Raw genomic sequence first — 26,566 nt, 5'->3', positions numbered from 1 at the left:
GTCAATCCATTGCAGCGGGGGTACTACAAATCTGTCGCGATTAAGCGAGTGCCAATTTCTGGCGCGCGTATTGTAACGCTTTTTCAATCACTTGCTCAATAGTTAAACGGGTAGAATCGAGCACTAAAGCATCGTCTGCCGGAACAAGTGGCGCTACAGCACGATTCCGATCGCGGTCATCGCGCTCTTTTATCTCGGATAAAAGGCGTTCAAAGTTAACACTAAAGCCATTTTCCTGCAACTGAAGCATACGACGTTGCGCGCGCTCTTCCGACGAAGCGTCAAGGAAAATTTTCACCGGCGCGTCAGGAAATACCACGGTTCCCATATCACGACCGTCCGCTATCAGACCAGGCGCTTCACGGAACGCACGCTGACGACGCAGCAGCGCCTCGCGAACGCGCGGGAACGCAGCCACCTGTGATGCAGCATTCGCCACTTCCTGAGTACGGATCTCACCGCTGACGTCTTCCCCTTCAAGGATGACCTCAAGATTGCCATTCGTCGAGACGAAGCGGACGTCAAGATGTGCTGCCAGCGGGACTAGTGCTTCTTCAGAAGCCACATCCACATGATGATGCAGTGCCGCTAACGCCAGAACGCGATAGATTGCTCCTGAGTCTAAAAGATGCCATTGCAATGCTTCCGCCATCGCTTTGCACAAGGTGCCTTTACCTGCACCGCTTGGCCCATCAATGGTAATTACCGGGGCAATTGCTGTCATCGTTCTCTCCTTCATTAGAGGCGTCAGTTACATAAACGCCGCGCATTATACGCGCCATTGCCAGCAACCGTTAATGTTGCGTGTAAATAACGGAATGTTTGAAGGTGAGTGTAGAAGAAATAGACATTAAAGTACGGGCTGGTGTGAAACCAACCCGTAAGTCAAAGCGTTACTTCTTGTCTGCCGCAATACGATCGCGGATATGCTGGGCACGTTCAGCCGAAGGCGGATGTGAATCAAACAGGGATTTGGCATGAGCGCCGTCGAGCGCAGCCAGTTTGTCGAAGCTACTGGCTAAGCCCGCAGTACTGATTTTGCGTTTTTTGAGCAGATCATAAGAGAAATCATCGGCTTCTGATTCCTGACTACGCGAAAACGCAGAGTTTATTGCCCCTTCGGCAATATCACCTAACTGCGATTGCGTAAGCTGAGCCGCCACCCCGCTGGTTGCAGAGACGGCATCGCGAGCCGCTACGGTGGCATAAGCTGTCTGCATCGCTTTACGGGAATGACCTAACGCCACATGCCCTAGCTCATGACCCAGCACACCTTCAATTTCGTTGTCTGTCATCATATCCATCAGGCTGCTGTATACACGGACGCAACCATTTGCCATCGCCCAGGCATTGATATCGCTGGTCAAATACACCTTATAGTTGACGGGTGTGCCGTTAATATTATTGCCCAACGCCTTAGCTATTTTATTGATACGCTTAGTGTATTTGCTTGAAGCGCCAGCAATATCATTTTGGCTGTCCAGCTCCTTACAGCCGCCGTTGGCGATTGCTTTTGCATCAGCATCCGTGAGGGTAGCGGCCTGATAGGCGGACATCCCGGCGCTGGCGAGCCCATTTGCATCGACGCCGCCCATGTTTTTACAGCCAGAAAGCAGCGTGGCAGCAATCGCCAGCGATAAAAGCAGTTTACGATTATTCATATCTATCTTCCGTTGATTAACATATTGAAAAATTATGGGTTATCCCACAAAGTTCACGCGAAGATAGCACTCCTGTGGATCCTTAAAAAAGTTTGAAACGGGACCAAAAAAAAGCCGACTCATGGTCGGCTTTTTCATATCGGGCATGTGTACTCAGGCAAGCGTACTGATGCGCGCCAGCTGCTCGAAATAATCCGGGAAGGTTTTCGCGGTGCATTTCGGATCAAGAATAGTGACCGGTGTATCAGACAACGCCACCAGCGAGAAACACATCGCCATGCGGTGATCGTTGTAAGTACCAATTTCAGCGACCTGCAGGTTGGCCGGCGGTGTCACGCGAATATAGTCTTCGCCCTCTTCCACTTCGGCACCCACTTTACGCAGCTCCGTCGCCATCGCGAACAGGCGATCGGTCTCTTTCACACGCCAGTTGTAGATATTGCGCAGCGTAGTGGTGCCGTTGGCAAACAGCGCTGCCGTGGCAATAGTCATCGCCGCATCAGGGATATGGTTCATGTCCATATCGATCGCGTTCAGCTCACCGCGCGTGCAAGCGATAAAGTCATCACCCCAGGTGATTTCGGCACCCATTTTTTCCAGCACGTCGGCAAAGCGAATATCGCCCTGAACGCTGTTACGACCGATACCGGTGACTTTAACGGTGCCGCCCTTAATCGCGCCCGCCGCGAGGAAATAGGACGCAGATGACGCATCGCCTTCCACCAGGTAGTTGCCCGGCGACTGGTACTCCTGCCCACCGCGCACCACAAAGCGCTGATACGCCTGGTTTTCAACTTCAACGCCAAAGGTCTTCATCAGATGCAGGGTGATATCGATGTAAGGCTTAGAAACCAGCTCGCCTTTGATGGTAATCACCGTATCCTGCGGGGCCAGTGGAGCCGTCATCAGCAGCGCCGTCAGGAACTGGCTGGACACGCTACCATCCACAGCCACTTCACCGCCCGTAAATCCACCGCGCAGGCGCAGTGGCGGATAATTTTCCTGCTCCAGATAATCAATGTGCGCGCCGCCCTGACGCAGGGCATCCACCAGATGGCCAATCGGGCGCTCCTTCATGCGTGGCTCGCCGGTCAGCACAATATTGTTGCTACCCAGACACAGCGCGGCCGCCAGCGGACGCATCGCCGTACCTGCGTTACCGAGAAACAGCTCAAGTTCTTCGGTCGTTTGCAGCGCTCCGCCGTTGCCTGTCACTTCACAACGCGTACGATCGGCTGACAGTGTGTAGTGAACACCTAACGCTTTCAGCGCATTCAGCATGTGGCGAACGTCATCACTGTCCAGCAGATTGGTGAGGACGGTGGTGCCGTTTGCCAGAGCAGCCAGCAGCAGGGCGCGGTTCGAGACACTTTTTGAACCAGGCAGATTGATGGTGCCATCTACCCGCGCGATCGGTTGTAACGTCAGGGATTCCATGAAAACTTAACTCTCAAATCAACATAATAAAAACCCCGAAGTCGGGCTTCGGGGGTGAAAAACTCGCGCGATTAACCGTGGCGACGTTCGAAGTCGACCATAAAATCAGTCAGCGCTTTAACACCTTCGAGCGGCATCGCGTTGTAGATGGAAGCACGCATGCCGCCCACCACGCGGTGGCCTTTCAGCGCGTGCAGACCTGCAGCGAAGGACTCTTCGAGGAACACTTTGTCGAGTTGGCTGTCGGCAAGCTGGAACGGCACGTTCATGCGGGAACGGTTCGCTTTGGCCACGTCATTGCGGTAGAAATCACTGCCGTCAATTACGCTGTACAGCAGAGTCGCTTTCTGCTGATTAATCTTGTCCATCTGCGCCACGCCGCCATTTTTCTTCAGCCATTTAAAGACCAGGCCAGAAAGATACCAGGCAAAGGTCGGCGGAGTGTTGAACATGGAGTCGTTATCGTTCAGGACGGTGTAGTCGAGAATCGACGGACAGGCCTGATGCGCTTTACCTAACAGGTCTTCACGAACAATGACCAGCGTCAGCCCGGCCGGGCCGATGTTTTTCTGCGCGCCAGCGTAAATCACGCCGTAGCGGCTGACATCCAGCGGGCCAGAGAGAATGGTGGAAGATAAATCAGCGGTCACGATGACGTTGTCGCCAAAATTCGGCTCTTCGTGAATGGCGATCCCGTCGATGGTTTCGTTCGGGCAGTAGTGAAGGTACGCCGCATTGTCTGACAGCTGCCATTCACTCATCGGGGTGACACCACGCAGACCATCGACGGTAATTTTCGCGTCGATAACATTCGGGGTGCAGTATTTTTTGGCTTCTTTCACCGCGCTGGCGGCCCAGTAACCGGCATCGACGTAATCCGCTGTCGTTTTATCACCCAGCAGGTTCAGTGGAATACCCGCAAACTGACCGCGCCCGCCGCCGTGGCAGAACAATACTTTGTAGTTCGAGGGGATATTCAGCAGATCGCGAAAATCCTTTTCTGCCTCTTCAGCAACCTGGATAAACTCTTTTCCACGGTGGCTGATTTCCATCACCGATGTACCAAGACCCTGCCAGTCGCAAAGCTCCTGCTGAGCTTGTTTAAGCACATCCGCCGGTAGCATTGCCGGACCTGAACTGAAATTAAAGACCTGAGCCATTTACCCTCACCACGCTTAAATTCATAAGTTATTACTGTGGATATCGGTTTTATCATTCAGTGACACGCGCCGCAATGTCTAAAACCAAGACCCAGGAAAATGTGCCCCCGGTCACACAAAACAATCTGCCAGCACGTTGTCACAAAACCGACAAATTGGCTGTCAGGTGACGCGTTTCGCCCGACTCACCTTCGTCCATACTGGATTTGCACAGCGAGGGCAGAGTTGGTGATCACCCGGCTGCATCGTAAGCACATGGCTGCAGCGTCGACAGGCATACTCCCCTGCTTCGGGAACGGTGGTAAATCGTTCAACGTATTCATCCGGCAAAATACAGAGGCCTGGCTTGACGTCCGCATCGTCGTAGTAATAGACACTGATCTGCCCGTTGGTTTCCATGATCGCCAGCCGCACCTGCCCCAGCTGTTCCACGCTGTTTAAGCGCAGCTCCATGAAAAACTCAAATTCCGTCATATTCGCGCTGCGAACTTTCTCCCAGGCCAATTGGCCCTCTTCGACAATCACCACTGGTTTCCCTTCCAGCAGATCCTCGATTTTTTCACTTTTCGACATCAGCCACATCACCAGGCGATAGAGCAAACCCAGGGTGACAAACACAATCAGCACCGGAATCATCGGCACGTCGTCGTAAAAGGCCACGTCACCCGCCGCAGAGCCGAGGGTGAGGATGATCAGCACCTCGAACAGCGACATCTGCCGCACGCCGCGCCGTCCGGTGATTTTGAGAAACAGAAAGACCAGAATAAAGGTATAGAGACTGCGCAACGCCACTTCGCCTAAAAACTCCAGCGGCACTTTGTCGAACGCCATCCGGTGAAGATCGAACGCTTTCATTTTTATTTGCCTTAACAGTAAGTTACTGTTGATAAGCATAGCTGACTCTTTTATTTTCGCTGTTCTCCTCGCGAAGATAGCGCCTGTCACGCAAAACCCGTATCATTGCGCGCTTTACGTACGATAAAAGTGATCGCCATGACTCAAACATTTATCCCCGGCAAAGACGCCGCACTGGAAGATTCCATCGCTCGCTTCCAGCAAAAACTGACCGACCTGGGTTTTAATATCGAAGAAGCCTCCTGGCTCAACCCGGTTCCTCACGTCTGGTCTGTGCATATTCGCGACACCGACTGTGCGCTGTGCTTTACCAACGGTAAAGGCGCCACCAAAAAAGCGGCTCTCGCTTCTGCCCTGGGTGAGTATTTTGAGCGCCTGTCCACCAACTATTTCTTCGCCGATTTCTGGCTGGGCGATACCATCGCCAACGGCCCGTTCGTGCACTATCCGAACGAAAAATGGTTCCCGCTGACGGAAGATGACGAGCTGCCGGAAGGCATCCTCGACGCGCGTCTGCGCAAGTTCTACGATCCTGATAATGAACTGACCGCCGGCATGCTGGTGGATCTGCAGTCTGGCAACGACGAGCGTGGCATCTGCGCCCTGCCGTTCACCCGCCAGTCTGACGATCAGACCGTCTACATCCCGATGAACATCGTCGGCAACCTGTACGTCTCCAACGGTATGTCCGCCGGTAACACCCGCAACGAAGCCCGCGTGCAGGGTCTGTCCGAGGTGTTTGAGCGTCATATTAAAAACCGCATTATCGCTGAGTCCATCAGCCTGCCGGAGATCCCGAACGAGGTGCTGGCGCGCTATCCTGGTGTGGTGGAATCCATCGCCAAACTGGAAGCAGAAGGTTTCCCAATCTTCGCTTATGACGGCTCTCTGGGTGGCAAATACCCGGTGATCTGCGTCGTTCTGTTTAACCCGGCGAACGGCACCTGCTTCGCTTCGTTTGGCGCGCATCCGGACTTCGGCGTGGCGCTGGAACGTACCGTCACCGAGCTGCTGCAGGGCCGTAGCCTGAAAGATCTCGACGTCTTTACCCCGCCAACGTTTGACGACGAAGAAGTGGGCGAGCACACCAACCTCGAAACCCACTTCATCGATTCCAGCGGTTTGATCTCCTGGGATATGTTCAAGCAGGACGCGGACTATCCGTTCGTGGACTGGAATTTCTCCGGCACCACAGAAGAAGAGTTCGCCACGCTGATGGCCATCTTCAAAGCGGAAGATAAAGAAGTGTACATCGCGGATTACGAGCACCTGAGCGTCTACGCGTGCCGCATTATCGTTCCGGGCATGTCCGACATCTATCCGGCGGAAGATCTGTGGCTGGCGAACAACAGCATGGGCAGCCATCTGCGTGAAACGCTGCTGGCGCTGCCGGGCAGTGAGTGGGAAAAAGAGGATTATCTGAACCTGATCGCCCAACTGGACGACGAAGGCCACGACGATCTCACCCGCGTACGTGAGCTGCTGGGTCTGGCAACCGGCAAAGACAACGGCTGGTACACCCTGCGTGTTGGCGAGCTGAAATCGATGCTGGCCCTGGCCGGTGGCGATCTGGATCAGGCCCTGGCCTGGACGGAATGGACTATCGAATACAACCAGTCGGTATTCAGCCCGGAGCGCGCCAATTATTACCGCTGCCTGCAAACGCTGCTGTTGCTCTCGCAGGAAGAAGATCGTCAGCCGCTGCAATACCTGAATGCCTTCGTGCGTATGTACGGTGCAGAGGCTGTCGAAGCAGCAAGCGCCGCGCTGAGCGGTGAAGCGCCGTTCTACGGCCTTCAGGCGGTTGATAAAGATCTGAAAGCCTTCCCGGCACATCAGTCGCTGCTGAAAGCTTATGAAAAACTGCAGCGTGCCAAAGCCGCTTACTGGTCAAAATAAGCGCATATAGTACTACTGGCAGTAGGCGTACTCACGCGTCTGGGCTATATTACGGGGCAATTTCATTGCCCCGTTTTTTTATTTCTTTTGCAATGAATATTGATTGTAATAATAAAGTTAAATACAGGTAAATATAATTATGTTTACCTGGGCTTTGCTGTTACTTTTTAGGGTAATTACTCCATTTTAATTAACTGCTTTGGGAGAGGTTTCAGGAAATTATTCAACTCTTTTCATAACTTTTAAAATTTATTTTTATACGGATAATCAACAACTTACTCCGCAATCGCTGCAAAACCATGCGCTTTGCGGGCCTATAAGCCAGGCGAGATATGATCTATATCAATTTCTCTTCTATAATGCTTTGTTAGTATCTCGTCGCCGACTTAATAAAGAGAGAGTTAGTGTGAAAGCTGACAACCCTTTTGATCTAATACTCCCAGCTGCGATGGCCAAAGTTGCCGAAGAAGCGGGTGTCTATAAAGCAACGAAGCACCCGATGACGACGTTCTATCTGGCGATCACCGCTGGTGTGTTCATCTCCATCGCTTTCGTCTTCTACATCACTGCTACCACCGGTACTGCTGCGATGCCTTTCGGTATTGCGAAACTGATTGGCGGTATCTGTTTCTCACTGGGCTTGATTCTGTGCGTCATCTGCGGCGCCGACCTCTTTACCTCAACGGTACTTATCGTGGTGGCTAAAGCGAGCGGAAGAATCACCTGGGGTCAGCTGGCGCGCAACTGGATTAATGTCTACGTTGGCAACCTGATTGGCTGTTTACTCTTTGTTCTGCTGATGTGGTTATCTGGCGAGTATATGACCGCCAACGGTGGCTGGGGACTGAACGTCCTGCAAACCGCTGACCACAAAATGCATCACACCTTTATCGAAGCCGTCGCTCTCGGCATCCTCGCAAACCTGATGGTCTGCCTGGCCGTCTGGATGAGCTACTCTGGCCGCAGCCTGATGGACAAAGCCATGATTATGGTTCTGCCGGTTGCGATGTTCGTTGCCAGCGGCTTTGAGCACAGTATCGCAAACATGTTTATGATCCCGATGGGTATTGTAATCCGTAACTTTGCGAGCCCGGAGTTTTGGACTGCTGTTGGTTCAACCCCGGAAAGTTTCTCTCACCTGACTATTATGAACTTCATCACAGATAACCTGATCCCTGTCACTATTGGGAACATTATCGGTGGGGGTCTGCTGGTTGGGTTGACATACTGGGTCATTTACCTGCGTGGCGACAATCATCATTGATGGTTTCTCAGGCAGTAAAGAAAAATCCACTTAAGAAGGTAGGTATCACATGTCCGAGCTTAATGAAAAGTTAGCCACAGCCTGGGAAGGTTTTGCGAAAGGTGACTGGCAGAAAGAAGTCAACGTACGCGACTTCATTCAGAAAAACTATACCCCATATGAAGGCGACGAGTCTTTCCTGGCTGGTGCAACTGACGCAACAACCAAGCTGTGGGACAATGTAATGGAAGGCGTCAAACTGGAAAACCGCACTCACGCGCCAGTTGACTTCGATACTTCCGTTGCCTCTACCATCACTTCTCACGACGCTGGCTACATCAACAAAGCGCTTGAGAAAATCGTTGGTCTGCAGACTGAAAAACCACTGAAACGTGCGATCATTCCGTTCGGTGGCATCAAAATGGTTGAAGGTTCCTGCAAAGCGTACGATCGCGAACTGGACCCAATGCTGAAAAAAATCTTCAGCGAATACCGCAAAACTCACAACCAGGGCGTGTTTGACGTTTACACCAAAGACATCCTGAACTGCCGTAAATCCGGTGTTCTGACCGGTCTGCCAGATGCGTATGGCCGTGGCCGTATCATCGGTGACTACCGTCGTGTTGCTCTGTACGGTATCGACTTCCTGCTGAAAGACAAATACGCACAGTTCCTGTCCCTGCAGTCTGACCTGGAAAACGGCGTAAACCTGGAAGCGACTATCCGTCTGCGCGAAGAGATCTCTGAACAGCACCGTGCGCTGGGTCAGATCAAAGAAATGGCCGCTAAATATGGCTGCGATATCTCTGGTCCGGCAACCAACGCTCAGGAAGCTATCCAGTGGACTTACTTCGGCTACCTGGCCGCGGTTAAATCTCAGAACGGCGCAGCAATGTCCTTCGGTCGCGTATCCACCTTCCTGGATGCTTACATCGAACGTGACATCAAAGCAGGCAAAATCACCGAGCAAGACGCACAGGAAATGATTGACCACCTGGTCATGAAACTGCGTATGGTTCGCTTCCTGCGTACCCCAGAATACGATGAGCTGTTCTCCGGTGACCCAATCTGGGCCACTGAATCTATCGGCGGTATGGGCGTTGACGGCCGTACTCTGGTAACCAAAAACAGCTTCCGTTTCCTGAACACCCTGTACACCATGGGCCCGTCTCCGGAACCGAACATCACTGTTCTGTGGTCTGAAAAACTGCCTCTGAACTTCAAGAAATTCGCGGCTAAAGTCTCCATCGATACCTCTTCTCTGCAGTACGAGAACGATGACCTGATGCGTCCTGACTTCAACAACGACGACTACGCTATCGCTTGCTGCGTAAGCCCAATGGTTGTTGGTAAGCAAATGCAGTTCTTCGGTGCGCGTGCTAACCTCGCGAAAACCATGCTGTATGCAATCAACGGCGGCGTGGACGAAAAACTGAAAATCCAGGTTGGTCCTAAATCTGAACCAATCAAAGGCGACGTTCTGAACTTCGACGAAGTCATGGATCGTATGGATCACTTCATGGACTGGCTGGCTAAGCAGTATGTCACCGCCCTGAACATCATCCACTACATGCACGACAAGTACAGCTACGAAGCGTCTCTGATGGCTCTGCACGACCGTGACGTGGTTCGCACCATGGCATGTGGTATCGCAGGTCTGTCCGTTGCAGCTGACTCCCTGTCTGCAATCAAATATGCGAAAGTTAAACCAATTCGTGACGAAGATGGTCTGGCGACTGACTTCGAAATCGAAGGCGAATACCCGCAGTTTGGTAACAACGACTCTCGCGTAGATGACATGGCCGTTGACCTGGTTGAACGTTTCATGAAGAAAATTCAGAAACTGACTACCTACCGCAACGCTATCCCGACTCAATCTGTTCTGACCATCACTTCTAACGTTGTGTACGGTAAGAAAACCGGTAACACCCCAGACGGTCGTCGTGCTGGCGCGCCATTCGGTCCAGGTGCTAACCCAATGCACGGTCGTGACCAGAAAGGTGCTGTTGCCTCTCTGACCTCCGTTGCTAAACTGCCGTTTGCTTACGCGAAAGATGGTATTTCTTATACCTTCTCTATCGTTCCAAATGCGCTGGGTAAAGACGACGAAGTGCGTAAAACCAACCTGGCAGGTCTGATGGACGGTTACTTCCATCACGAATCTTCTATCGAAGGTGGTCAGCACTTGAACGTGAACGTGATGAACCGTGAAATGCTGCTCGACGCGATGGAAAACCCGGAAAAATATCCGCAGCTGACCATCCGCGTATCTGGCTACGCAGTACGTTTTAACTCCCTGACTAAAGAACAGCAGCAGGATGTTATCACCCGTACTTTCACTCAATCCATCTAACTGGAATTGACTGAAATCACGCAGTAAAAAGCGTACAATAAAGGCTCCACATCAGTGGGGCCTTTTTAACACCTTCTCCAAACCAGTCTCTTTTGGCCGCTGTCTATATACTTAATGGATAACAGCCAAAACAGACTCGACATAGCCGATGAGCTATGCACATAAACAGGCCCCGGACGGGCCGAATCTGGAGATATCACCGCAATGTCAACTATTGGTCGCATTCACTCCTTTGAATCCTGTGGCACTGTCGATGGCCCAGGCATCCGCTTTATCACCTTCTTCCAGGGCTGCCTGATGCGCTGCCTGTACTGTCACAACCGCGACACCTGGGATACACACGGCGGCAAAGAGGTCACCGTTGAAGAGCTCATGAAAGAAGTGGTGACCTATCGCCACTTTATGAATGCGTCCGGCGGCGGCGTCACGGCGTCAGGCGGCGAGGCCATCCTGCAGGCCGAATTTGTTCGTGACTGGTTCCGCGCCTGTCGCAAAGAAGGCATCCACACCTGCCTCGACACCAACGGCTTTGTGCGTCGCTACGACCCGGTGATTGATGAACTGCTGGAAGTGACGGATCTGGTAATGCTCGATCTGAAACAGATGAACGACGAAATCCACCAGAACCTGGTCGGTGTGTCGAACCATCGTACGCTGGAATTTTGCCGCTACCTGGCCAACAAAAATATTAACGTCTGGATCCGCTATGTGGTTGTTCCGGGCTGGTCAGACGATGACGACTCTGCGCATCGCCTCGGTGAATTCACCCGCGACATGGGCAACGTCGAGAAAATCGAGCTCCTGCCCTACCACGAGCTGGGCAAACACAAATGGGTGGCGATGGGCGAAGAGTACAAGCTCGACGGCGTGAAGCCGCCGAAGAAAGAGACGATGGAACGCGTGAAAGGTATTCTCGAACAGTACGGTCACAAGGTGATGTACTAAAACAATAGCCCGGGCATCTGCACCGGGCTTTTTTGTATCAGGCGTGTGCCACTGGCGTCGGATGCTCGCCCGCTTTGCGCAGCAGCATCAGGAGATAGATAAACGACACGCTGGCGATCATGATAAACAGCAGATTATCGGAATAGCTTTGCATCAGCATCGCGGTAAACGTCGGGCCCAGCAGGCTGCCGATGGTGTAGCTCAACAGCAGCGCCTGGTTCATTGCCACCAGCTGATGGTGCTCTACTTTCTCACAGGCCCAGGCCATCGCCACCGGATAGAGCGTAAAGCCCGCCGCACCGAGGATAAACAGCGCAGGGGCCATCGCCGCACTGCCGAGCATCGCCAGACAGCCCATGATCACCACAAAAACCTGCACGCGCAGCACCAGCAAACGGCCAAATTTATCGGCCAGCTTACCAATCGGCCACTGGCCCACAATACCCGCGCTGACCATCACCGCCATCCAGAAGCCGATGCTGGAATCACTCACGCCTTTATGGTTCAGGTAGAGCGGCATTAGACCGTACAGAGAACCCAACACAATCCCGGAGATGATGCAGCCGTTAATGCCAAGGCGCGCATGGCGCAATCTGAGCATCGGCCAGACATGCGTCGCTTCCTGATGCTCACTGCTCTGGTTCACGATCCGGGTAAACAGCAGCGGCAGGATCGCTGCCAGCACCATGCCGGTCACCCACGGCAGGACGCTCATTAAATCGGTCGGCAGTTTGCTGATCATCAACTGACCCAGCACCGTCCCCACGTAATAGACCATCATGTACGCGGCCAGCAGGCGACCACGATTGCGGGACGTGCCGCTGCACATCAGCGCGCTTTCCACCACCACCCAGATCATCGCGCAGCCAACGCCGGCGATAAAACGCCAGGTCATCCAGCTCCAGAACCCCATCATCACGCCCAGGCCAACACATCCGGCCGCAAAAATCAGCGAGGCCAGATAATAGCTGCGGTTGAAACCAAAGCGTTTGATTAATTTACCGGTCAGCAAAGTCCCCAGCAGATTACCGGTAAAATAGGAGGAACTAACCATGCCTACCTGCCACGTCGGGAGGTTTTCATGGGCGAGCCAAAGCGGGACAAGGGTATTTAATACCGCTATCGCCAGGGTCAACAAAAGCAGGCCACAGAGCAAAAGGAGCACTGGGCGGGTATAGGTGGTCATGGGTAAAAACCGTGAGGAAGTAAAGATTTCGAGCGCATCATGCCACCGGTAAAAACAAAGTCAATCCATGCAGTTAGCGGCCTCGCACGATTTGTTCTCTGTCGATTTAAAAAATTCATCCTCCTTACGCATCCAATAGAATACGTAATAATTATCTGATTGTTTTTATTCATCTCTGAGGCAAATAAATACCTGCGCTCAGTAGAAAAATTTCATGATAGAAAATAAAAAAGCCGGAGCGTTTGCCCCGGCTCGATATAACGAAACGATTGATTAACTGGCGATAGCCATACCGACTGTCATATGCAGGCCGTAGAAGACACCGCGACCAATCAGCTCCCCTGCCAGCACCAGCACAAAGGCCAGTGACAGGAGCGGAACCGCAGGCTGATAACCCTTGACCTGCGGGATCACCCAGCAGGCCAGCGCCGCGACCAGCAGCCCGATACGCCAGGCCATCAGCGAACCATAATCCGGTACCAGCGCAGAGGCTTGCTGAATAGAGCTATGGATAGCCGCCAGCTCAGCGCCCTGCATCAGCGCCACCATCGCACTGACCACCAGCGCCAGCAGTGATACCGCAGGCAGCAGACGCATTGCCCAGCCATCAACGCCTGCCACGCGCAGCAGCAGGAAGCCCAGCAGCGGACCGCCAATGAACATGGTCAGGAAGAAGCTCATCGGCGTCCAGACGCTGTACCAGGTCGGAACGGTATCGATGGTGTTGTAAACGCGCACCATCATCCACACGAACACCACTCCGAGCACCATGGTCACAATCAACCACACACCGCGCAGCCCGGACGGCAGTTTCTTCAGTGCTGCCAGCAGCCAGCCAAGGCCACCGATAGCAAAGAAGATCGCCCCACTCGCGATTTCATTACTGAGCGAAGAGGCACCGATCCGGTTCAGGGAGTTAAAGGCGCGCAGCGGCGATCCCAGGTGCAGGGTCGAGGCGATAAAGCCAATTCCCATCAGCACCCACAACCCAAACATGCTCAGGATCAGACGCTGTTGCTGCTCAGCGCGTAAATCACCTTTGAGCAAAGCCAGCGCCAGAACGATAAACCCGCCCGCCACGCACTGTCCGAAGACGGTGAAAATCATTAACGGCCATTCATGCCATCCACTTCCCATCTCACACCTCCTTCGGATTAGCCAGGTAGCCGGTGGTATCACCCGTCGGACGGCTATTGGCATTCGGTTTAATGACGATACTTGGCTTGGTGAAGTGCGCAGACGGCAGCGGCGCGACAGCCGCGAGCTGACCGTGTTTCTGACGCAGTTCTTCAATCGGACCAAAATCGAGCGCACGCAGCGGACAGGACTCTACGCAGATCGGTTTTTTGCCATCCGCAACGCGCGTGTGGCAGCCGTCGCATTTGGTCATGTGACCTTTCGCCGCGTTGTACTGCGGCGCACCGTACGGACAGGCCATATGGCAGTAGCGGCAGCCGATACAGACATCTTCGTCCACCACCACAAACCCATCTTCACGTTTATGCATCGCGCCGCTCGGACAGACTTTGGTGCAGGCCGGATCTTCGCAGTGGTTACAGGCAATCGACAGGTAGTAGGCAAACACGTTCTGATTCCAGACGCCGTTGTCCTCCTGCCAGTCGCCGCCCGCGTATTCGTAAATACGACGGAAGCTGACGTCTGGGGTTAAGTCTTTGTAATCTTTACAGGCCAGCTCGCAGGTTTTGCAACCGGTGCAACGACTGGAATCAATGAAAAATCCATACTGGGTAGTCATCGGTTACTCCTTATACCTTTTCAACCTGAACGAGGTTCGTGTGGGACGGGTTACCTTTCGCCAGTGGCGACGGGCGCTGCGTGGTCAGCACGTTAATGCTGCCTGCCTGGTCGATGCGATTGGCATCCGGGTTGTACCAGGCCCCTTCCCCCAGCGCGACCACGCCAGGCATCATGCGAGGCGTCACTTTCGCTTCGATGTGCACTTCGCCGCGATCGTTGAAGATACGAATACGGTCGCCGTTGGCGATGCCGCGTTTCTGCGCATCCATCGGGTTCATCCACATCTCCTGACGACAGGACGCTTTCAGCACGTCGACGTTGCCGTAGGTGGAGTGAACGCGGGCTTTGTAGTGGAAACCGGTCAGCTGCAGCGGGTATTTCGCCGTCAGCGGATCGTTATAGTTTTCAAACCCTGGGGTGTAGATCGGCAGCGGATCGATCACGTCGCCTTCCGGCAATTCCCAGCTGGCGGCAATTTTTGCCAGCGCTTCGGAGTAGATCTCGATTTTGCCCGACGGCGTGGTCAGCGGGTTCGCCTGCGGATCTTCGCGGAAGGCTTTGTACGCCACATGGTGCCCTTCCGGATCGCGCTGCTTGAACATCCCCTGCTTGCGGAAGGTGTCAAAATCTGGCAGTTCTGGCATCGCTTTGCGGGAGAGTTCATGCAGATGACGCATCCACCCTTCCTGAGTGCGCCCTTCGGTGAACTGCTGCTCTACGCCAAGGCGTTTAGCCAGTTCCGTCGTCATCTCATAGATGGTTTTGCATTCGAAGCGCGGTTTGATCGCCTGGTCGGTGAAGATGACATAGGACATGTTGCCGCAGGAAGCATCCAGCGCGAAGTCCATCTGTTCGGAGGCGGTGCAGTCCGGCAGCAGAATATCGGCATATTTGGCCGAGGAGGTCATGTGGCAGTCGATCACCACAATCAGCTCGCATTTTTTGTCGTCCTGAAGGATGTCGTGGGTGCGGTTGATGTCGGAATGCTGGTTGATAATGCAGTTACCCGCATAGTTCCAGATCATCTTGATCGGCACGTCCAGCTTGTCTTTCCCGCGCACACCGTCGCGCAGCGCCGTCATTTCCGGGCCGCGTTCAATCGCATCCGTCCACATAAACATGGAAATACTGGTCTGAACCGGGTTTTCCAGCGTCGGCATGCGTTCGAACGGCACTTCATAAGAGCCTTCGCGCGCGCCGGAGTTGCCGCCGTGGATGCCGACGTTGCCGGTTAAAATGGAGAGCATCGAAATGGCGCGAGTGGCGATTTCACCATTCGCGTGACGCTGCGGGCCCCAGCCCTGGCTGATGTAGGCCGGTTTCGCCGAGCCAATTTCACGCGCCAGCTGCACGATGCGCTCGACAGGAATACCGGTGATAGTCGACGCCCATTGAGGGGTTTTCGCTACGCCATCACTGCCCTGTCCAAGGATGTATGCCTTGTAGTGACCATTAGCGGGTGCGCTGGCTGGCAGGGTTTTCTCGTCGTAACCGACGCAGTATTTATCGAGGAACGGCTGATCGACGAGGTTTTCAGTGATCATCACCCACGCCAGCGCATTCACCAGCGCGGCATCGGTCCCCGGACGAATCGGGATCCATTCGTCTTCGCGTCCGGCACCGGTGTCGGTGTAACGCGGATCGACGATGATCATTCGGGCGTTGGATTTTGCGCGCGCCTGTTCGAGGTAGTAGGTCACCCCGCCGCCGCTCATACGCGTTTCACCCGGGTTGTTACCGAACAGAACCACCAGTTTGCTGTTTTCGATATCTGACGGGCTGTTGCCGTCTGCCCAGCCGCCGTAGGTGTAGTTCAGACCCTCGGCAATCTGTGCGGAAGAGTAGTCACCGTAGTGATTGAGATAGCCGCCACAGCAGTTCATCAGACGGGCGATCAGCGTTTTTCCCGGTGGCCATGAGCGCGTCATGGTGCCACCGAGGGTGCCGGTGCCGTAGTTCAGGTAAATGGATTCGTTGCCGTGGTCTTTGATCAGTCGCTGCATGTTCCCGGCGATGGTGTCAAAGGCCTCTTCCCAGCTGATTTTCTCGAACTTACCTTCACCGCGTTTGCCGACGCGTTTCATCGGGTATTTGAGACGATCCGGGTTGTAGACACGACGACGCATCGAGCGCCCACGTAGGCAGGCGCGAACCTGATGTAACCCTTCGTAGTTATCATCCCCGGTGTTATCGGTTTCGACGTATTTGATTTCGCCGTCAACGACGTGCATACGCAGCGGGCAACGGCTGCCACAGTTCACGGTACAGGCGCTCCAGACCACTTTTTCCGGGGCGCTCATCGGCGCGATAGCTTCCGCCGCCGATGCCATACGTGAAAAAGGCAGAGAGAACGCGCTGCTGGCGACAGCGAGACCGCCAATCGCCGTGGTTTTCACTAACCCGCGACGACTCACCTCGGCAGCCAGTAGAGCATCAGGCGCTTTGATTTTCATAGAAACTCACTTTGGTTGCTCACAAAAAATTAAGGTGCGGATGACACCGCTATATAGATTTTTATATAACGAATTTCTTCGTTACTAGATTTTTATGCTAATAATAAGTGAGGTGAGTATTACTACTTTAGGGGGATGAGTTATTGTCTGGCGTCAAAACGGAGGCATAAAAAAAGCGCCATCAGGCGCTTTTTTGTTTTACGGCAAATCAGCCGATGTACTGCTGGCCTTTCATGTAAGGGCGCAGCACTTCAGGGATCTCGATACGACCATCGGCCTGCTGGTAGTTTTCCAGCACCGCAACCAGTGTACGACCCACAGCCAGACCAGAACCGTTCAGGGTATGAACCAGACGGGTTTTCTTGTCAGATTTGCTGCGGCAGCGAGCCTGCATACGGCGCGCCTGGAAATCCCAGACGTTAGAGCAGGAAGAGATCTCGCGGTAGGTATTCTGCGCCGGGACCCACACTTCCAGATCGTAAGTTTTGCATGCGCCGAAGCCCATATCACCAGAGCACAGCGCCATACGACGGTACGGCAGACCCAGCAGCTCCAGCACTTTCTCTGCATGGCCGGTCATCTCTTCCAGCGCATCCATTGATTCTTCCGGGCGAACAATCTGAACCATCTCGACTTTGTCGAACTGGTGCATACGGATCAGGCCACGGGTATCACGACCGTAGGAACCCGCTTCAGAGCGGAAGCACGGAGAGTGCGCGGTCAGTTTGATCGGCAGATCGTCTTCGTCGATGATTTCATCACGAACGAGGTTGGTCAGCGGCACTTCTGCAGTTGGGATCAACGCGTAGTTGCTGCTGTCAGCTTCTTCGTCCAGCGGACGGGTGTGGAACAGATCGCCGGCAAACTTCGGCAGCTGGCCTGTACCGTACAGCGTATCGTGGTTAACCAGATACGGAACGTAAGTTTCGCTGTAGCCGTGCTGTTCGGTGTGCAGATCCAGCATGAACTGTGCCAGCGCACGGTGCAGATGCGCGATCTGGCCTTTCATCACCACAAAGCGAGAACCGGTCAGCTTAACGGCTGCGGCAAAATCCAGGCCCGCATGCATCTCGCCCAGCGTGACGTGGTCGCGAACGTCGAAGTCGAATTCACGCGGGGTACCCCAGCGCTTCACTTCCACGTTGTCGTTTTCGTCTTTACCGACAGGAACGCTATCGTCAGGAATGTTCGGGATCGCCAGGGCGATATCACGAATTTCGGTCTGAAGAACGTCGAGTTCAGCTTTCGCCTGATCCAGCTCTTCACCCAGTTTGTTCACTTCCAGACGCAATGGCTCAATGTCTTCCCCGCGTGCTTTCGCCTGGCCGATGGATTTCGATCGAGAGTTACGCTCAGCCTGCAGATTTTCAGTTTGTACCTGCAGAACTTTACGACGCTCTTCAAGAGCGCGCAGCTTATCTACATCCAGCTTAAAGCCCCGGCGTGCCAGTTTTTCAGCGACTGCGTCTGGCTCGTTACGCAGCAGATTGGGATCGAGCATGCTTATCCTGTGCTTATCGAATTAAAATGAGGAAAAGTGACCACAGCCTGCGGTCACAGGGATACATTGCCAACATTACCGCAACGATCGCGCTAACGGTAGCGTTTTATAGGGCTATTTTGATCCTGTCCGGTAAGCCAGGCGAGCTTTTCGCCAATCTTGCCTTCAAGACCTCTGTTGGTCGGGCGATAATAGCGCGTTTGTGCCATTTCCTGCGGGAAATATTCCTCACCGGCGGCATAGGCATTCGGCTCATCGTGGGCGTAGCGATACTCCTGGCCGTAACCCATCTCTTTCATCAGTTTGGTCGGCGCATTCCGCAGGTGAACCGGCACGTCATAGTCAGGACGATCGCGCGCATCTGCCATCGCGGCTTTAAACGCGGTGTAGACAGCATTACTTTTCGGCGCGCAGGCCAGATAGACAATCGCCTGAGCAATCGCGCGCTCCCCTTCTGACGGCCCGACGCGGGTAAAACAGTCCCAGGCAGAGATCGCCACCTGCATCGCGCGCGGATCGGCATTGCCGACATCTTCCGAGGCTATCGCCAGACAGCGCCGCGCGACGTACAGCGGATCGCCCCCGGCGGTAATAATGCGCGCATACCAGTAGAGCGCCGCATCAGGCGCACTGCCGCGAACGGATTTGTGGAACGCCGAAATGAGATCGTAAAAGCGGTCGCCTTTGTTATCGAATCGCGCGCTGCGCTCTCCGGCAATTTCAGTCAGCAGCTCCGCTTTCAATACGCGCTTGCCGGAACCGTCCAGCTCGGCCATATCAGCCATCATTTCCAGCGTGTTGAGTGCCCGGCGCGCATCGCCGTTAACCAGCTCGGCAATCGCACGACGGGTGTCATCCGGCAGGACGATATCCTGCCCGCCGTAGCCGCGTGCACTGTCTTCCATCGCCTGAGTGAGTACCTGCTCAATATCGTCGGTGGTGAGCGACTTCAGCAGATAGACACGGGCTCGCGAGAGCAACGCCGAGTTGAGTTCAAAAGAGGGGTTTTCGGTGGTCGCACCGATAAAGAAGATGGTCCCGTCTTCAATGTGCGGCAGGAACGCATCCTGCTGGCTCTTATTGAAACGATGGACTTCGTCGACAAACAGAATCGTTCGACGACCGGCGTTGCGATTCTGACGGGCGCGCTCGATGGCTTCGCGGATCTCTTTCACACCGGAGGTGACGGCAGAAAGGCGCTCGACGTCGGCATTAGCGTAGCGAGCAATGACTTCCGCCAGCGTGGTTTTGCCGGTACCCGGCGGTCCCCACAGGATCATCGAATGCAGATGCCCGGCTTCGATAGCCCGCGGCAAGGGTTTCCCGGCAGCCAGCAGATGCTGCTGACCAATGTACTGCGCTAAATTTTCTGGCCGCATACGGGCGGCCAGAGGTTGAAACGCATTATCAGAAAAATCGAGCGACAGGTTGCCCACTCACGCCTCTTACTTATTGCGTTGATCGTCCACCGTTACGCCCTGCGGCGGGGTAAAGGTGAACTTCGATGCGTCAATCGCGCCATTCTGCTGAGATTTGAGCTGATAGCTGCTGCGCTGCTCATCTTGCTCAACGGCGCTGAACTGATTGATAGTCCCGTTGCTGCTCACATTAATGGTGAACTGCTTGAGGTTACCGTTAGTGCCTTTCGGCGTCAGCACAAAATCATCACCATTCTGTTTGATGTTGTACTGCTGCCAGTCGCTGGACTGGTTGCGGGCAATCAGCATGAACGGCGTGTTGCTGGTCGCGTCCTTCAGCAAGGTGGCTGTCGCCTGCTCCACAAACGGGTTGTAAAACCACAGGGTTTTCCCGTCAGAAACCAGAATGCTTTCATCCGGCTGCGTCATGTGCCAGTTGAACAGATTAGGACGTTTAACCCACAGATCGCCCTGACCTTCCTGCACCGCGTTGCCGCTGCCATCTGTCACTTTCTGCGTGAAGCTGGCGTGGAAGCTGCTGACTTTATCCAGGCGGCTTTTAAGGTCGCTTGCGGCATCGGCCCAGACGCTGCTGGCGACAAAGCTGGTCAGTAGTGCTCCGACAATGGCGATTTTTTTCATTATTGATCCTTAAAATTCGTCATCCCCAACCGGGGTCTGTCCTCTATTCTGGACCTGCCCGCAGGCAGGCGACAGAAGAAAATGCTTAATTTTTGCTGATTTACCCATCTTTGCAATCGGCGACAGATTACTCGAACGGCGGCGGTGCCAGCACTTCGCGGTTACCGTTGTGCCCCTGCTCGCTCACAATGCCCTGCGCTTCCATCTGCTCGATGATACGCGCCGCGCGGTTGTAACCGATGCGGAACTGGCGCTGCACGCCAGAAATGGAAGCTTTGCGTTTTTCTGTGACGAAATTGACTGCCTGATCGAATAACGAATCCAGCTCTTCACCACCGTCAAAGCCACCACCGCCGCCCTCGCTTTCGCTTTCGGAGGTGATGCCGTCGACATACTGCGGACGACCGCGCGCTTTCCAGTCCTGAACCACGGCATGCACTTCCTGGTCACGAACAAAGGCACCATGCACACGTACCGGCGTCGTGGAGTTCGGGCCAGAATAGAGCATATCCCCCATACCCAGCAGCGACTCGGCGCCACCTTGATCGAGGATAGTACGGGAGTCGATTTTGCTCGATACGGTGAAGGCGATACGCGTCGGGATATTCGCTTTAATCAGACCGGTAATAACATCCACGGACGGACGCTGCGTCGCCAGCACCAGGTGAATACCTGCCGCACGCGCTTTCTGCGCCAGTCGGGCGATCAGCTCTTCCACTTTCTTGCCAACGGTCATCATCAGGTCGGCGAACTCATCCACCAGCACCACGATATACGGCAGTTTTTCCAGCACCGGATGCTGGGCATCCATGCTGTCGCCCGGTTTCCAGTATGGGTCCGGAATCGGACGCCCCATACGCGCAGCTTCGGCGATTTTTTCGTTATAACCGGCAAGATTACGCACACCCAGGGCTGACATCAGCTTGTAGCGGCGTTCCATCTCGTTGACGCTCCAGCGCAAGGCGTTGGCGGCGTCTTTCATGTCGGTCACCACTTCGGTGAGCAGATGCGGAATGCCTTCGTAGACCGACAATTCCAGCATTTTCGGGTCGATCATGATGAAACGCACATCTTCCGGCTGCGCTTTGTAGAGCATGCTCAGGATCATGGCGTTCACACCGACGGATTTACCGGAACCGGTCGTACCGGCCACCAGCAGGTGCGGCATTTTCGCCAGATCGGCAACGACAGGCTCGCCCGCGATATCTTTGCCCAGCACCACGGTCAGCGGCGACGGGTTATCACGGAACTTGGCGTTATCCAGCACTTCGCGCAGATAAACGGTGTGGCGTTTCTTGTTCGGCAGTTCCAGGCCCACATATGGCTTGCCCGGAATCACCTCAACTACACGCACCGCGACGGTCGAAAGAGAACGCGCCAGGTCACGGGAGAGGTTAGAAATTCGCGCCGCTTTCACACCCGGCGCCAGGTTTAACTCAAAGCGAGTAATGACCGGGCCCGGAGAGTAGTTCACCACATCCGCTTTGATGCGGAAATCCGCCAGACGCGTTTCGACCAGACGCGCCATTTGTTCGAGGGCAAAGGTATCGACTGGCTCAACTTCCGTTGGCGGAGAGGTTAACAGGTCCAGCGACGGCAGCGGCGTCGTCGGTCTTTGCACAGGACGGCTGTCGCCATTGCGCATCAGCAGCGGGTGAATCAAGCTTTCATGCGGCTGTGCCACAGGCTGCTGCGGTTGCGCATACTGCGGTGGAGCTGCAACTGGCTGCTGGGGAGCCACTGGCTGCGGCACATGCTGCGGTTGTGCAGGAGCATACTGCTGACGCGGTGGCTCCGCTTCTGGCATCACGCTCGGGGTAAACAGCGGCTCGCTCGGCGTGTCATCCACCAGATCTTTCATTGGTGAAAATTCAAAATCCGACAGGGAGAACGGATTCGCATTTTTTGGCTGTTCGCCAGAATAACGCTGTTCCTGCGAGGCGGCGAACTGACGCGCGAGCTCAGCTTCGGCGGCATCGTCTTCCTCTTCCTGCTGCTGATAAGCCTGCGTAGGATCCTGATACTCTTCGCCGTAACGCTGATGCTGCTGGGCGGCAAACTGGCGAGCCAGCTCGTCCTGCTGCATTTCGTCGGCATCATCGATGTCATCCGGATCGCGCGCTTTCTCCTCGGCCATACGCTGAGAAGGCAGTTTGATGCCATAGGAAGCCAGCTCGCGGCGAGTCGGAACACGCACGCGGTTTGGTCGCGGTAATTGCGGGCCGATGCCCTCTTTCACCTGCGGACGCGGCGCACCACCAGCGGCCAGGCTGAATACCGGCGCGGCTGCAGCAGCGGTCGCCGCCACGGAGGCGGTCGCTTGCTTAATGCCAGCTGCAACAGGCGCCACGGCTGCCGTCGGGTCAACATCCGGTGCGGTAAAGGACGGTGGCGTCACGGAAGGCGCGACAACGGGCTCGCTGACAGGTTCAGGCACGGGCTGATACCAGGCGGCAAGCTGCTCACGTTCGCGGGCGCGTTTCTCTTCCACTTCTTCGAAATAGTACATCGGCGGACGAGCAGGTTTGACCTCTTCCACCTCAATCTGCGGCTCTTGAACTGGCTCAGGCGTGTATTCCTGATACGGTTGTTCAGGCTCAGCGTATTGCGGATAACCTTGCGGTTCGTAAACCGGCTCAGGCTGATACGGCTGCTGCCATTGCTGATCCTGCGGCGGAACCGGCACATAGCTTTCTGGCTCTGGCGCAATGGTCGGTTCCGGCGTGTGAACGCCCGGCGCCGTTTGCCAGTCAACCACCGGCTGCTGCATCGCAGGTTCTGGTGTCTGAACCGGTGCGGCCGGCATCACGGCTTGTACAGGCGCGGCATACGCTTGCGCAGCCGTCGTCGCGATAGCCGCTGCGGCAACAGGAGCCGTGACGGAATGGCCGTTTAACAGCGGATCGTATTCGTCGAAATCGCCCGGCGTCGCGCGGCTGCCGGAGAACAGCACGTCGTCCGGATCGGCGGCAACACCGCCAGCGGTATAGGTCACTTCCTCTTCATCATCCATGCGTTTGCCGGAGAAGAGTGCGGCATCGGTTTTACGCGCCAAAGGATTGGTGAATTTTTCTGCGACGCGTTTACGACGCGCCAGCGCCCCGCGCATAATGCGCGTGCGGCGAGATTCGGTTCGGTTGGCGGAGGACGACTCTTCTTCATAGTCGTCATCTTCGTATTCGTCTTCATCCACCCAGGTATCATCACGACGGGTGCGGTTGCTGGCGAAAGTCAGAATATTAAGGATAAAGCCGCCGAGTTTTTCGGCGATGCTGACCCACGACCAGCCGGTAAAGAGCGTCAGACCCGCCGCCCAGATGCAGAGCAGCGTGATTGTGCCGCCGCTGCTGTGAAGCATCGGCTTCAGCGCGGTGCTGAGCAGGCTGCCAATCACGCCACCAGAGGCAAAATACCAGATATCATCAGCGTTGATCGCCGCCAGCCCGCAGGAGGTCAGGATCAGCGCCAGCGCGCCAATCAGGCGGAGCGAAACGGCAAAGTAATCGATATACTCTTCGTTCTGACGATGACGCCAGGCAAACCAGCATCCGCCGACAATAATGATCGGGATGGTGTAAGCCATTACGCCAAAGACGAAAAAGAGCGTGTCCGCCAGCCATGCGCCAGGCACACCACCCAAATTATGGATAGGTTCATGCCATGCCGTTTGCGACCAGCTGGGATCGGAAGGATTGAAACTGAGTAAGGCGGCCATCAACCAGACGGCAAAAAGGGCAACAAGAATCAGTAACGCCTCAAGGAGTCGGCGCCCGCTGCTTAACTTCGTTAAAGTGACTTCTTTGTCTTCAGTATATTCCTGGCTCAAAAAAGGCTCTCCAGGTACCAGGCATTTCCTGCCTGTTTGCTAAAACGGACAACAGCGCCGGGATACCCGGCACTGTTGCTGTATGGATTAACAGGAGTGTAATCAAATTACGCTGATTTTGCACCTGTTCCGTATTAGCGCGTCTTAATAACCAGACGATTGCTCTGTTTGACCTCTTCCATCACCACGTAAGTACGGGTGTCATTCACGCCAGGCAGTCGCAGCAGGGTTTCACCCAGCAGTTTACGATAGGCTGACATGTCCGGTACGCGGGTCTTCAACAGGTAGTCGAAATCGCCAGAGACCAGATGACATTCTTGAATTTCTTCAAGTTTTTGTACTGCGGTGTTGAATTGCTCAAACACATCCGGTGCGCCACGATTCAGAGTAATCTCAACAAAAACCAGAAGTGAGGCATCCAGATAATGCGGGTTCAGCAGAGCCGTATAGCCCTGAATGAAACCCTGTCTTTCCAGTCGGCGCACACGCTCAAGGCATGGCGTCGGAGAAAGTCCCACACGTTTTGAAAGCTCGACGTTGGAAATACGCCCATCCTTTTGCAATTCATTCAGAATGTTACGATCGATACGGTCGAGATCTTTGCCAGGGCGCTTCTTGCTATCTACCATTATTATTGTCTCTCTGTATTCCTTCCCTACTCCTGCCTGGACCCTGTGCACATCACTGTTCAGAGCCTATACCCGGATCGTCACATCGCCTTTTATAGTGTGTATGCGATGCAGATTCGGGTTCTACGGTGAGAAGACCGTTGCCAAAAGGCTGTCACCGACATCACGCATGGCATCTGTCCACACCATGCGTAGATTTCACTGACCCGGTAAAAATGGCGTTTCCGTGCATGTCTATGCGACACACCGTTCGCGCGGCTTTTTTTTCTTCCTTCAATGTTTTCGCAAAAGCGCAGGGGATTGTCAAAGCAAAACATCGTTTTTTAGTACAACGTGCCAGTTATTCATGGCGGCCGGGTATTAATCCTCATTTTGTCGCCGTATAAACGACCATTTTTAACGGATAGCGCCCTGTTATCGCGCCAGAATCCGGCCTCCCATCGCCGCTGTCTATTGCACAAATCGTTTACAAAATTGCTGCGCTCTTTTTTTACGGCAACAAATTCCCTACAATCCGAGCAAATGTCTGCCAACAACAATGGGGATCTCATGGGCACGGCTAAACACAGTAAGCTGCTAATCCTTGGTTCTGGACCTGCGGGCTACACCGCAGCGGTCTATGCTGCACGCGCTAACCTGCACCCGGTATTAATCACCGGCATGGAAAAAGGCGGTCAGTTGACCACCACAACTGAAGTGGAAAACTGGCCAGGCGATCCAAACGACCTGACCGGGCCGCTGCTGATGGAGCGTATGCATGAGCATGCGGCCAAGTTCGAAACCGAAATTCTGTTCGACCACATCAACAAGGTTGATCTGCAGAACCGTCCGTTCCGTCTGACCGGCGACAGCGGGGAATACACCTGTGACGCGTTGATTATCGCTACCGGCGCTTCTGCACGTTATCTCGGTCTGCCGTCTGAAGAGGCGTTCAAAGGCCGCGGTGTGTCCGCCTGCGCAACCTGCGACGGTTTCTTCTACCGCAACCAGAAAGTCGCGGTAATCGGTGGCGGTAACACGGCGGTTGAAGAAGCGCTTTACCTGGCCAACATTGCCTCCGAAGTGCATCTGATCCACCGTCGCGACACTTTCCGAGCGGAAAAAATCCTCATCAAGCGTCTGATGGACAAAGTGGAAAGCGGCAACATCGTGCTGCACACCCACCGCACGCTGGAAGAAGTCACGGGCGATCAGATGGGCGTTTCCGGTCTGCGTCTGCGTGATACGCAGAACAGCGACAACATCGAATCGCTGGAAGTGGCAGGTCTGTTTGTCGCTATCGGCCACAGCCCGAACACCGCCATCTTCGACGGTCAGCTGGAGCTGGAAAACGGCTACATCAAAGTGCAGTCCGGCATCCACGGCAACGCCACACAGACCAGCATCCCTGGCGTCTTCGCGGCGGGCGATGTGATGGACCATATTTACCGTCAGGCGATCACCTCTGCGGGCACCGGCTGTATGGCCGCGCTGGACGCTGAGCGTTACCTCGATGGACTGGCTGAATTAAGTCAATAATCGTTACAAGTCAGTAACAAACGTAAATAAAGGCGGCCACAGGTCGCCTTTATTTTTTCCCACGTGTAACATGCGGTTGTCT

General features: G+C 54.5%; 19 protein-coding genes. 5 read left to right on the top strand and 14 right to left on the bottom strand.

Features of this window, described 5'->3' with window-relative positions:
- Positions 1-40: 40 nt before the first annotated feature.
- The 5 genes from cmk to QQF33_RS18750 all read right to left on the bottom strand — a co-directional run bounded on the left by cmk (position 41) and on the right by QQF33_RS18750 (position 5,113).
- The gene (gene cmk / locus QQF33_RS18770) at positions 41-724 is read right to left on the bottom strand and encodes a (d)CMP kinase (RefSeq protein ID WP_282492372.1); all 684 of its coding nucleotides are present in this window, start codon (positions 722-724) and stop codon (positions 41-43) included.
- Positions 725-893: 169 nt separating this feature from the next.
- Complete coding sequence (gene loiP, locus QQF33_RS18765; RefSeq protein ID WP_285149147.1) at positions 894-1,661, bottom strand: metalloprotease LoiP; 768 nt, start codon at positions 1,659-1,661, stop codon at positions 894-896.
- Between the two features lie 153 nt (positions 1,662-1,814).
- Positions 1,815-3,098, bottom strand: a complete 1,284-nt coding sequence (aroA, locus tag QQF33_RS18760; protein WP_285149146.1) for a 3-phosphoshikimate 1-carboxyvinyltransferase — start codon at positions 3,096-3,098, stop codon at positions 1,815-1,817.
- Between the two features lie 71 nt (positions 3,099-3,169).
- Positions 3,170-4,258, bottom strand: coding sequence for a 3-phosphoserine/phosphohydroxythreonine transaminase (serC, locus tag QQF33_RS18755; protein ID WP_285149145.1), 1,089 nt, complete (start codon positions 4,256-4,258; stop codon positions 3,170-3,172).
- A gap of 162 nt (positions 4,259-4,420) precedes the next feature.
- Positions 4,421-5,113: a DUF421 domain-containing protein gene (locus QQF33_RS18750; RefSeq protein ID WP_285149144.1), complete on the bottom strand. Its 693-nt coding sequence runs from the start codon at positions 5,111-5,113 to the stop codon at positions 4,421-4,423.
- A gap of 138 nt (positions 5,114-5,251) precedes the next feature.
- Here QQF33_RS18750 and ycaO point away from each other — a divergent pair, with 138 nt between their 5' ends.
- The 4 genes from ycaO to pflA all read left to right on the top strand — a co-directional run bounded on the left by ycaO (position 5,252) and on the right by pflA (position 11,553).
- Positions 5,252-7,012: a 30S ribosomal protein S12 methylthiotransferase accessory factor YcaO gene (ycaO, locus tag QQF33_RS18745; RefSeq protein WP_285149143.1), complete on the top strand. Its 1,761-nt coding sequence runs from the start codon at positions 5,252-5,254 to the stop codon at positions 7,010-7,012.
- A 406-nt stretch (positions 7,013-7,418) separates the two neighbouring features.
- On the top strand, positions 7,419-8,276 hold the full coding sequence (gene focA / locus QQF33_RS18740) for a formate transporter FocA (protein ID WP_133159644.1): 858 nt from the start codon (positions 7,419-7,421) through the stop codon (positions 8,274-8,276).
- 49 nt (positions 8,277-8,325) lie between these two features.
- Complete coding sequence (gene pflB, locus QQF33_RS18735) at positions 8,326-10,608, top strand: formate C-acetyltransferase (protein ID WP_282492366.1); 2,283 nt, start codon at positions 8,326-8,328, stop codon at positions 10,606-10,608.
- A 204-nt stretch (positions 10,609-10,812) separates the two neighbouring features.
- Positions 10,813-11,553: a pyruvate formate lyase 1-activating protein gene (gene pflA / locus QQF33_RS18730; RefSeq protein WP_095281433.1), complete on the top strand. Its 741-nt coding sequence runs from the start codon at positions 10,813-10,815 to the stop codon at positions 11,551-11,553.
- 37 nt (positions 11,554-11,590) lie between these two features.
- On the opposite strand, the gene QQF33_RS18725 is transcribed toward pflA, so the two are convergent.
- From QQF33_RS18725 to lrp, 9 genes are all read right to left on the bottom strand, one after another.
- The gene (locus QQF33_RS18725; protein ID WP_095281432.1) at positions 11,591-12,739 is read right to left on the bottom strand and encodes an MFS transporter; all 1,149 of its coding nucleotides are present in this window, start codon (positions 12,737-12,739) and stop codon (positions 11,591-11,593) included.
- A gap of 273 nt (positions 12,740-13,012) precedes the next feature.
- Complete coding sequence (locus tag QQF33_RS18720; RefSeq protein WP_285149142.1) at positions 13,013-13,876, bottom strand: dimethyl sulfoxide reductase anchor subunit family protein; 864 nt, start codon at positions 13,874-13,876, stop codon at positions 13,013-13,015.
- A 1-nt stretch (position 13,877) separates the two neighbouring features.
- On the bottom strand, positions 13,878-14,495 hold the full coding sequence (locus QQF33_RS18715) for a DMSO/selenate family reductase complex B subunit (protein ID WP_282492364.1): 618 nt from the start codon (positions 14,493-14,495) through the stop codon (positions 13,878-13,880).
- Positions 14,496-14,505: 10 nt separating this feature from the next.
- Positions 14,506-16,950: a dimethylsulfoxide reductase subunit A gene (gene dmsA, locus QQF33_RS18710; RefSeq protein WP_285158411.1), complete on the bottom strand. Its 2,445-nt coding sequence runs from the start codon at positions 16,948-16,950 to the stop codon at positions 14,506-14,508.
- A 208-nt stretch (positions 16,951-17,158) separates the two neighbouring features.
- Entirely contained in the window at positions 17,159-18,451 is a 1,293-nt protein-coding gene (gene serS / locus QQF33_RS18705) for a serine--tRNA ligase (protein ID WP_100777011.1), read from the bottom strand.
- A 92-nt stretch (positions 18,452-18,543) separates the two neighbouring features.
- Positions 18,544-19,887 carry a replication-associated recombination protein RarA gene (gene rarA / locus QQF33_RS18700; protein WP_282492361.1) on the bottom strand — a complete coding sequence of 448 codons (1,344 nt, stop codon included), beginning with the start codon at positions 19,885-19,887 and terminating at the stop codon, positions 18,544-18,546.
- A 9-nt stretch (positions 19,888-19,896) separates the two neighbouring features.
- Entirely contained in the window at positions 19,897-20,511 is a 615-nt protein-coding gene (gene lolA / locus QQF33_RS18695) for an outer membrane lipoprotein chaperone LolA (RefSeq protein WP_282492360.1), read from the bottom strand.
- Positions 20,512-20,638: 127 nt separating this feature from the next.
- Positions 20,639-24,337, bottom strand: a complete 3,699-nt coding sequence (locus QQF33_RS18690; RefSeq protein ID WP_285158410.1) for a DNA translocase FtsK 4TM domain-containing protein — start codon at positions 24,335-24,337, stop codon at positions 20,639-20,641.
- Positions 24,338-24,471: 134 nt separating this feature from the next.
- Positions 24,472-24,966, bottom strand: a complete 495-nt coding sequence (gene lrp / locus QQF33_RS18685; protein WP_000228473.1) for a leucine-responsive transcriptional regulator Lrp — start codon at positions 24,964-24,966, stop codon at positions 24,472-24,474.
- A 549-nt stretch (positions 24,967-25,515) separates the two neighbouring features.
- Here lrp and trxB point away from each other — a divergent pair.
- Complete coding sequence (trxB, locus tag QQF33_RS18680; RefSeq protein WP_282492358.1) at positions 25,516-26,484, top strand: thioredoxin-disulfide reductase; 969 nt, start codon at positions 25,516-25,518, stop codon at positions 26,482-26,484.
- The last annotated feature ends 82 nt before the right edge of the window (positions 26,485-26,566 follow it).

The organism is Lelliottia wanjuensis, assembly GCF_030238365.1.
GTDB classification, from domain to species: Bacteria; Pseudomonadota; Gammaproteobacteria; order Enterobacterales; family Enterobacteriaceae; genus Enterobacter; species Enterobacter wanjuensis.
The sequence above is the reverse complement of the archived record's forward strand: the minus strand, read 5'-3'. Positions and strand labels throughout refer to the sequence as shown.

What these genes read in the sequence shown, in the direction of transcription:
- cmk (WP_282492372.1), bottom strand. Translation starts at nt 724, where the DNA reads ATGACAGCAATTGCCCCGGTAATTACCATTGATGGGCCAAGCGGTGCA.
- QQF33_RS18750 (WP_285149144.1), bottom strand. Translation starts at nt 5,113, where the DNA reads ATGAAAGCGTTCGATCTTCACCGGATGGCGTTCGACAAAGTGCCGCTG.
- QQF33_RS18720 (WP_285149142.1), bottom strand. Translation starts at nt 13,876, where the DNA reads ATGGGAAGTGGATGGCATGAATGGCCGTTAATGATTTTCACCGTCTTC.
- pflB (WP_282492366.1), top strand. Translation starts at nt 8,326, where the DNA reads ATGTCCGAGCTTAATGAAAAGTTAGCCACAGCCTGGGAAGGTTTTGCG.
- QQF33_RS18725 (WP_095281432.1), bottom strand. Translation starts at nt 12,739, where the DNA reads ATGACCACCTATACCCGCCCAGTGCTCCTTTTGCTCTGTGGCCTGCTT.
- serS (WP_100777011.1), bottom strand. Translation starts at nt 18,451, where the DNA reads ATGCTCGATCCCAATCTGCTGCGTAACGAGCCAGACGCAGTCGCTGAA.
- loiP (WP_285149147.1), bottom strand. Translation starts at nt 1,661, where the DNA reads ATGAATAATCGTAAACTGCTTTTATCGCTGGCGATTGCTGCCACGCTG.
- QQF33_RS18715 (WP_282492364.1), bottom strand. Translation starts at nt 14,495, where the DNA reads ATGACTACCCAGTATGGATTTTTCATTGATTCCAGTCGTTGCACCGGT.
- pflA (WP_095281433.1), top strand. Translation starts at nt 10,813, where the DNA reads ATGTCAACTATTGGTCGCATTCACTCCTTTGAATCCTGTGGCACTGTC.
- serC (WP_285149145.1), bottom strand. Translation starts at nt 4,258, where the DNA reads ATGGCTCAGGTCTTTAATTTCAGTTCAGGTCCGGCAATGCTACCGGCG.
- aroA (WP_285149146.1), bottom strand. Translation starts at nt 3,098, where the DNA reads ATGGAATCCCTGACGTTACAACCGATCGCGCGGGTAGATGGCACCATC.
- trxB (WP_282492358.1), top strand. Translation starts at nt 25,516, where the DNA reads ATGGGCACGGCTAAACACAGTAAGCTGCTAATCCTTGGTTCTGGACCT.
- ycaO (WP_285149143.1), top strand. Translation starts at nt 5,252, where the DNA reads ATGACTCAAACATTTATCCCCGGCAAAGACGCCGCACTGGAAGATTCC.
- lrp (WP_000228473.1), bottom strand. Translation starts at nt 24,966, where the DNA reads ATGGTAGATAGCAAGAAGCGCCCTGGCAAAGATCTCGACCGTATCGAT.
- dmsA (WP_285158411.1), bottom strand. Translation starts at nt 16,950, where the DNA reads ATGAAAATCAAAGCGCCTGATGCTCTACTGGCTGCCGAGGTGAGTCGT.
- lolA (WP_282492360.1), bottom strand. Translation starts at nt 20,511, where the DNA reads ATGAAAAAAATCGCCATTGTCGGAGCACTACTGACCAGCTTTGTCGCC.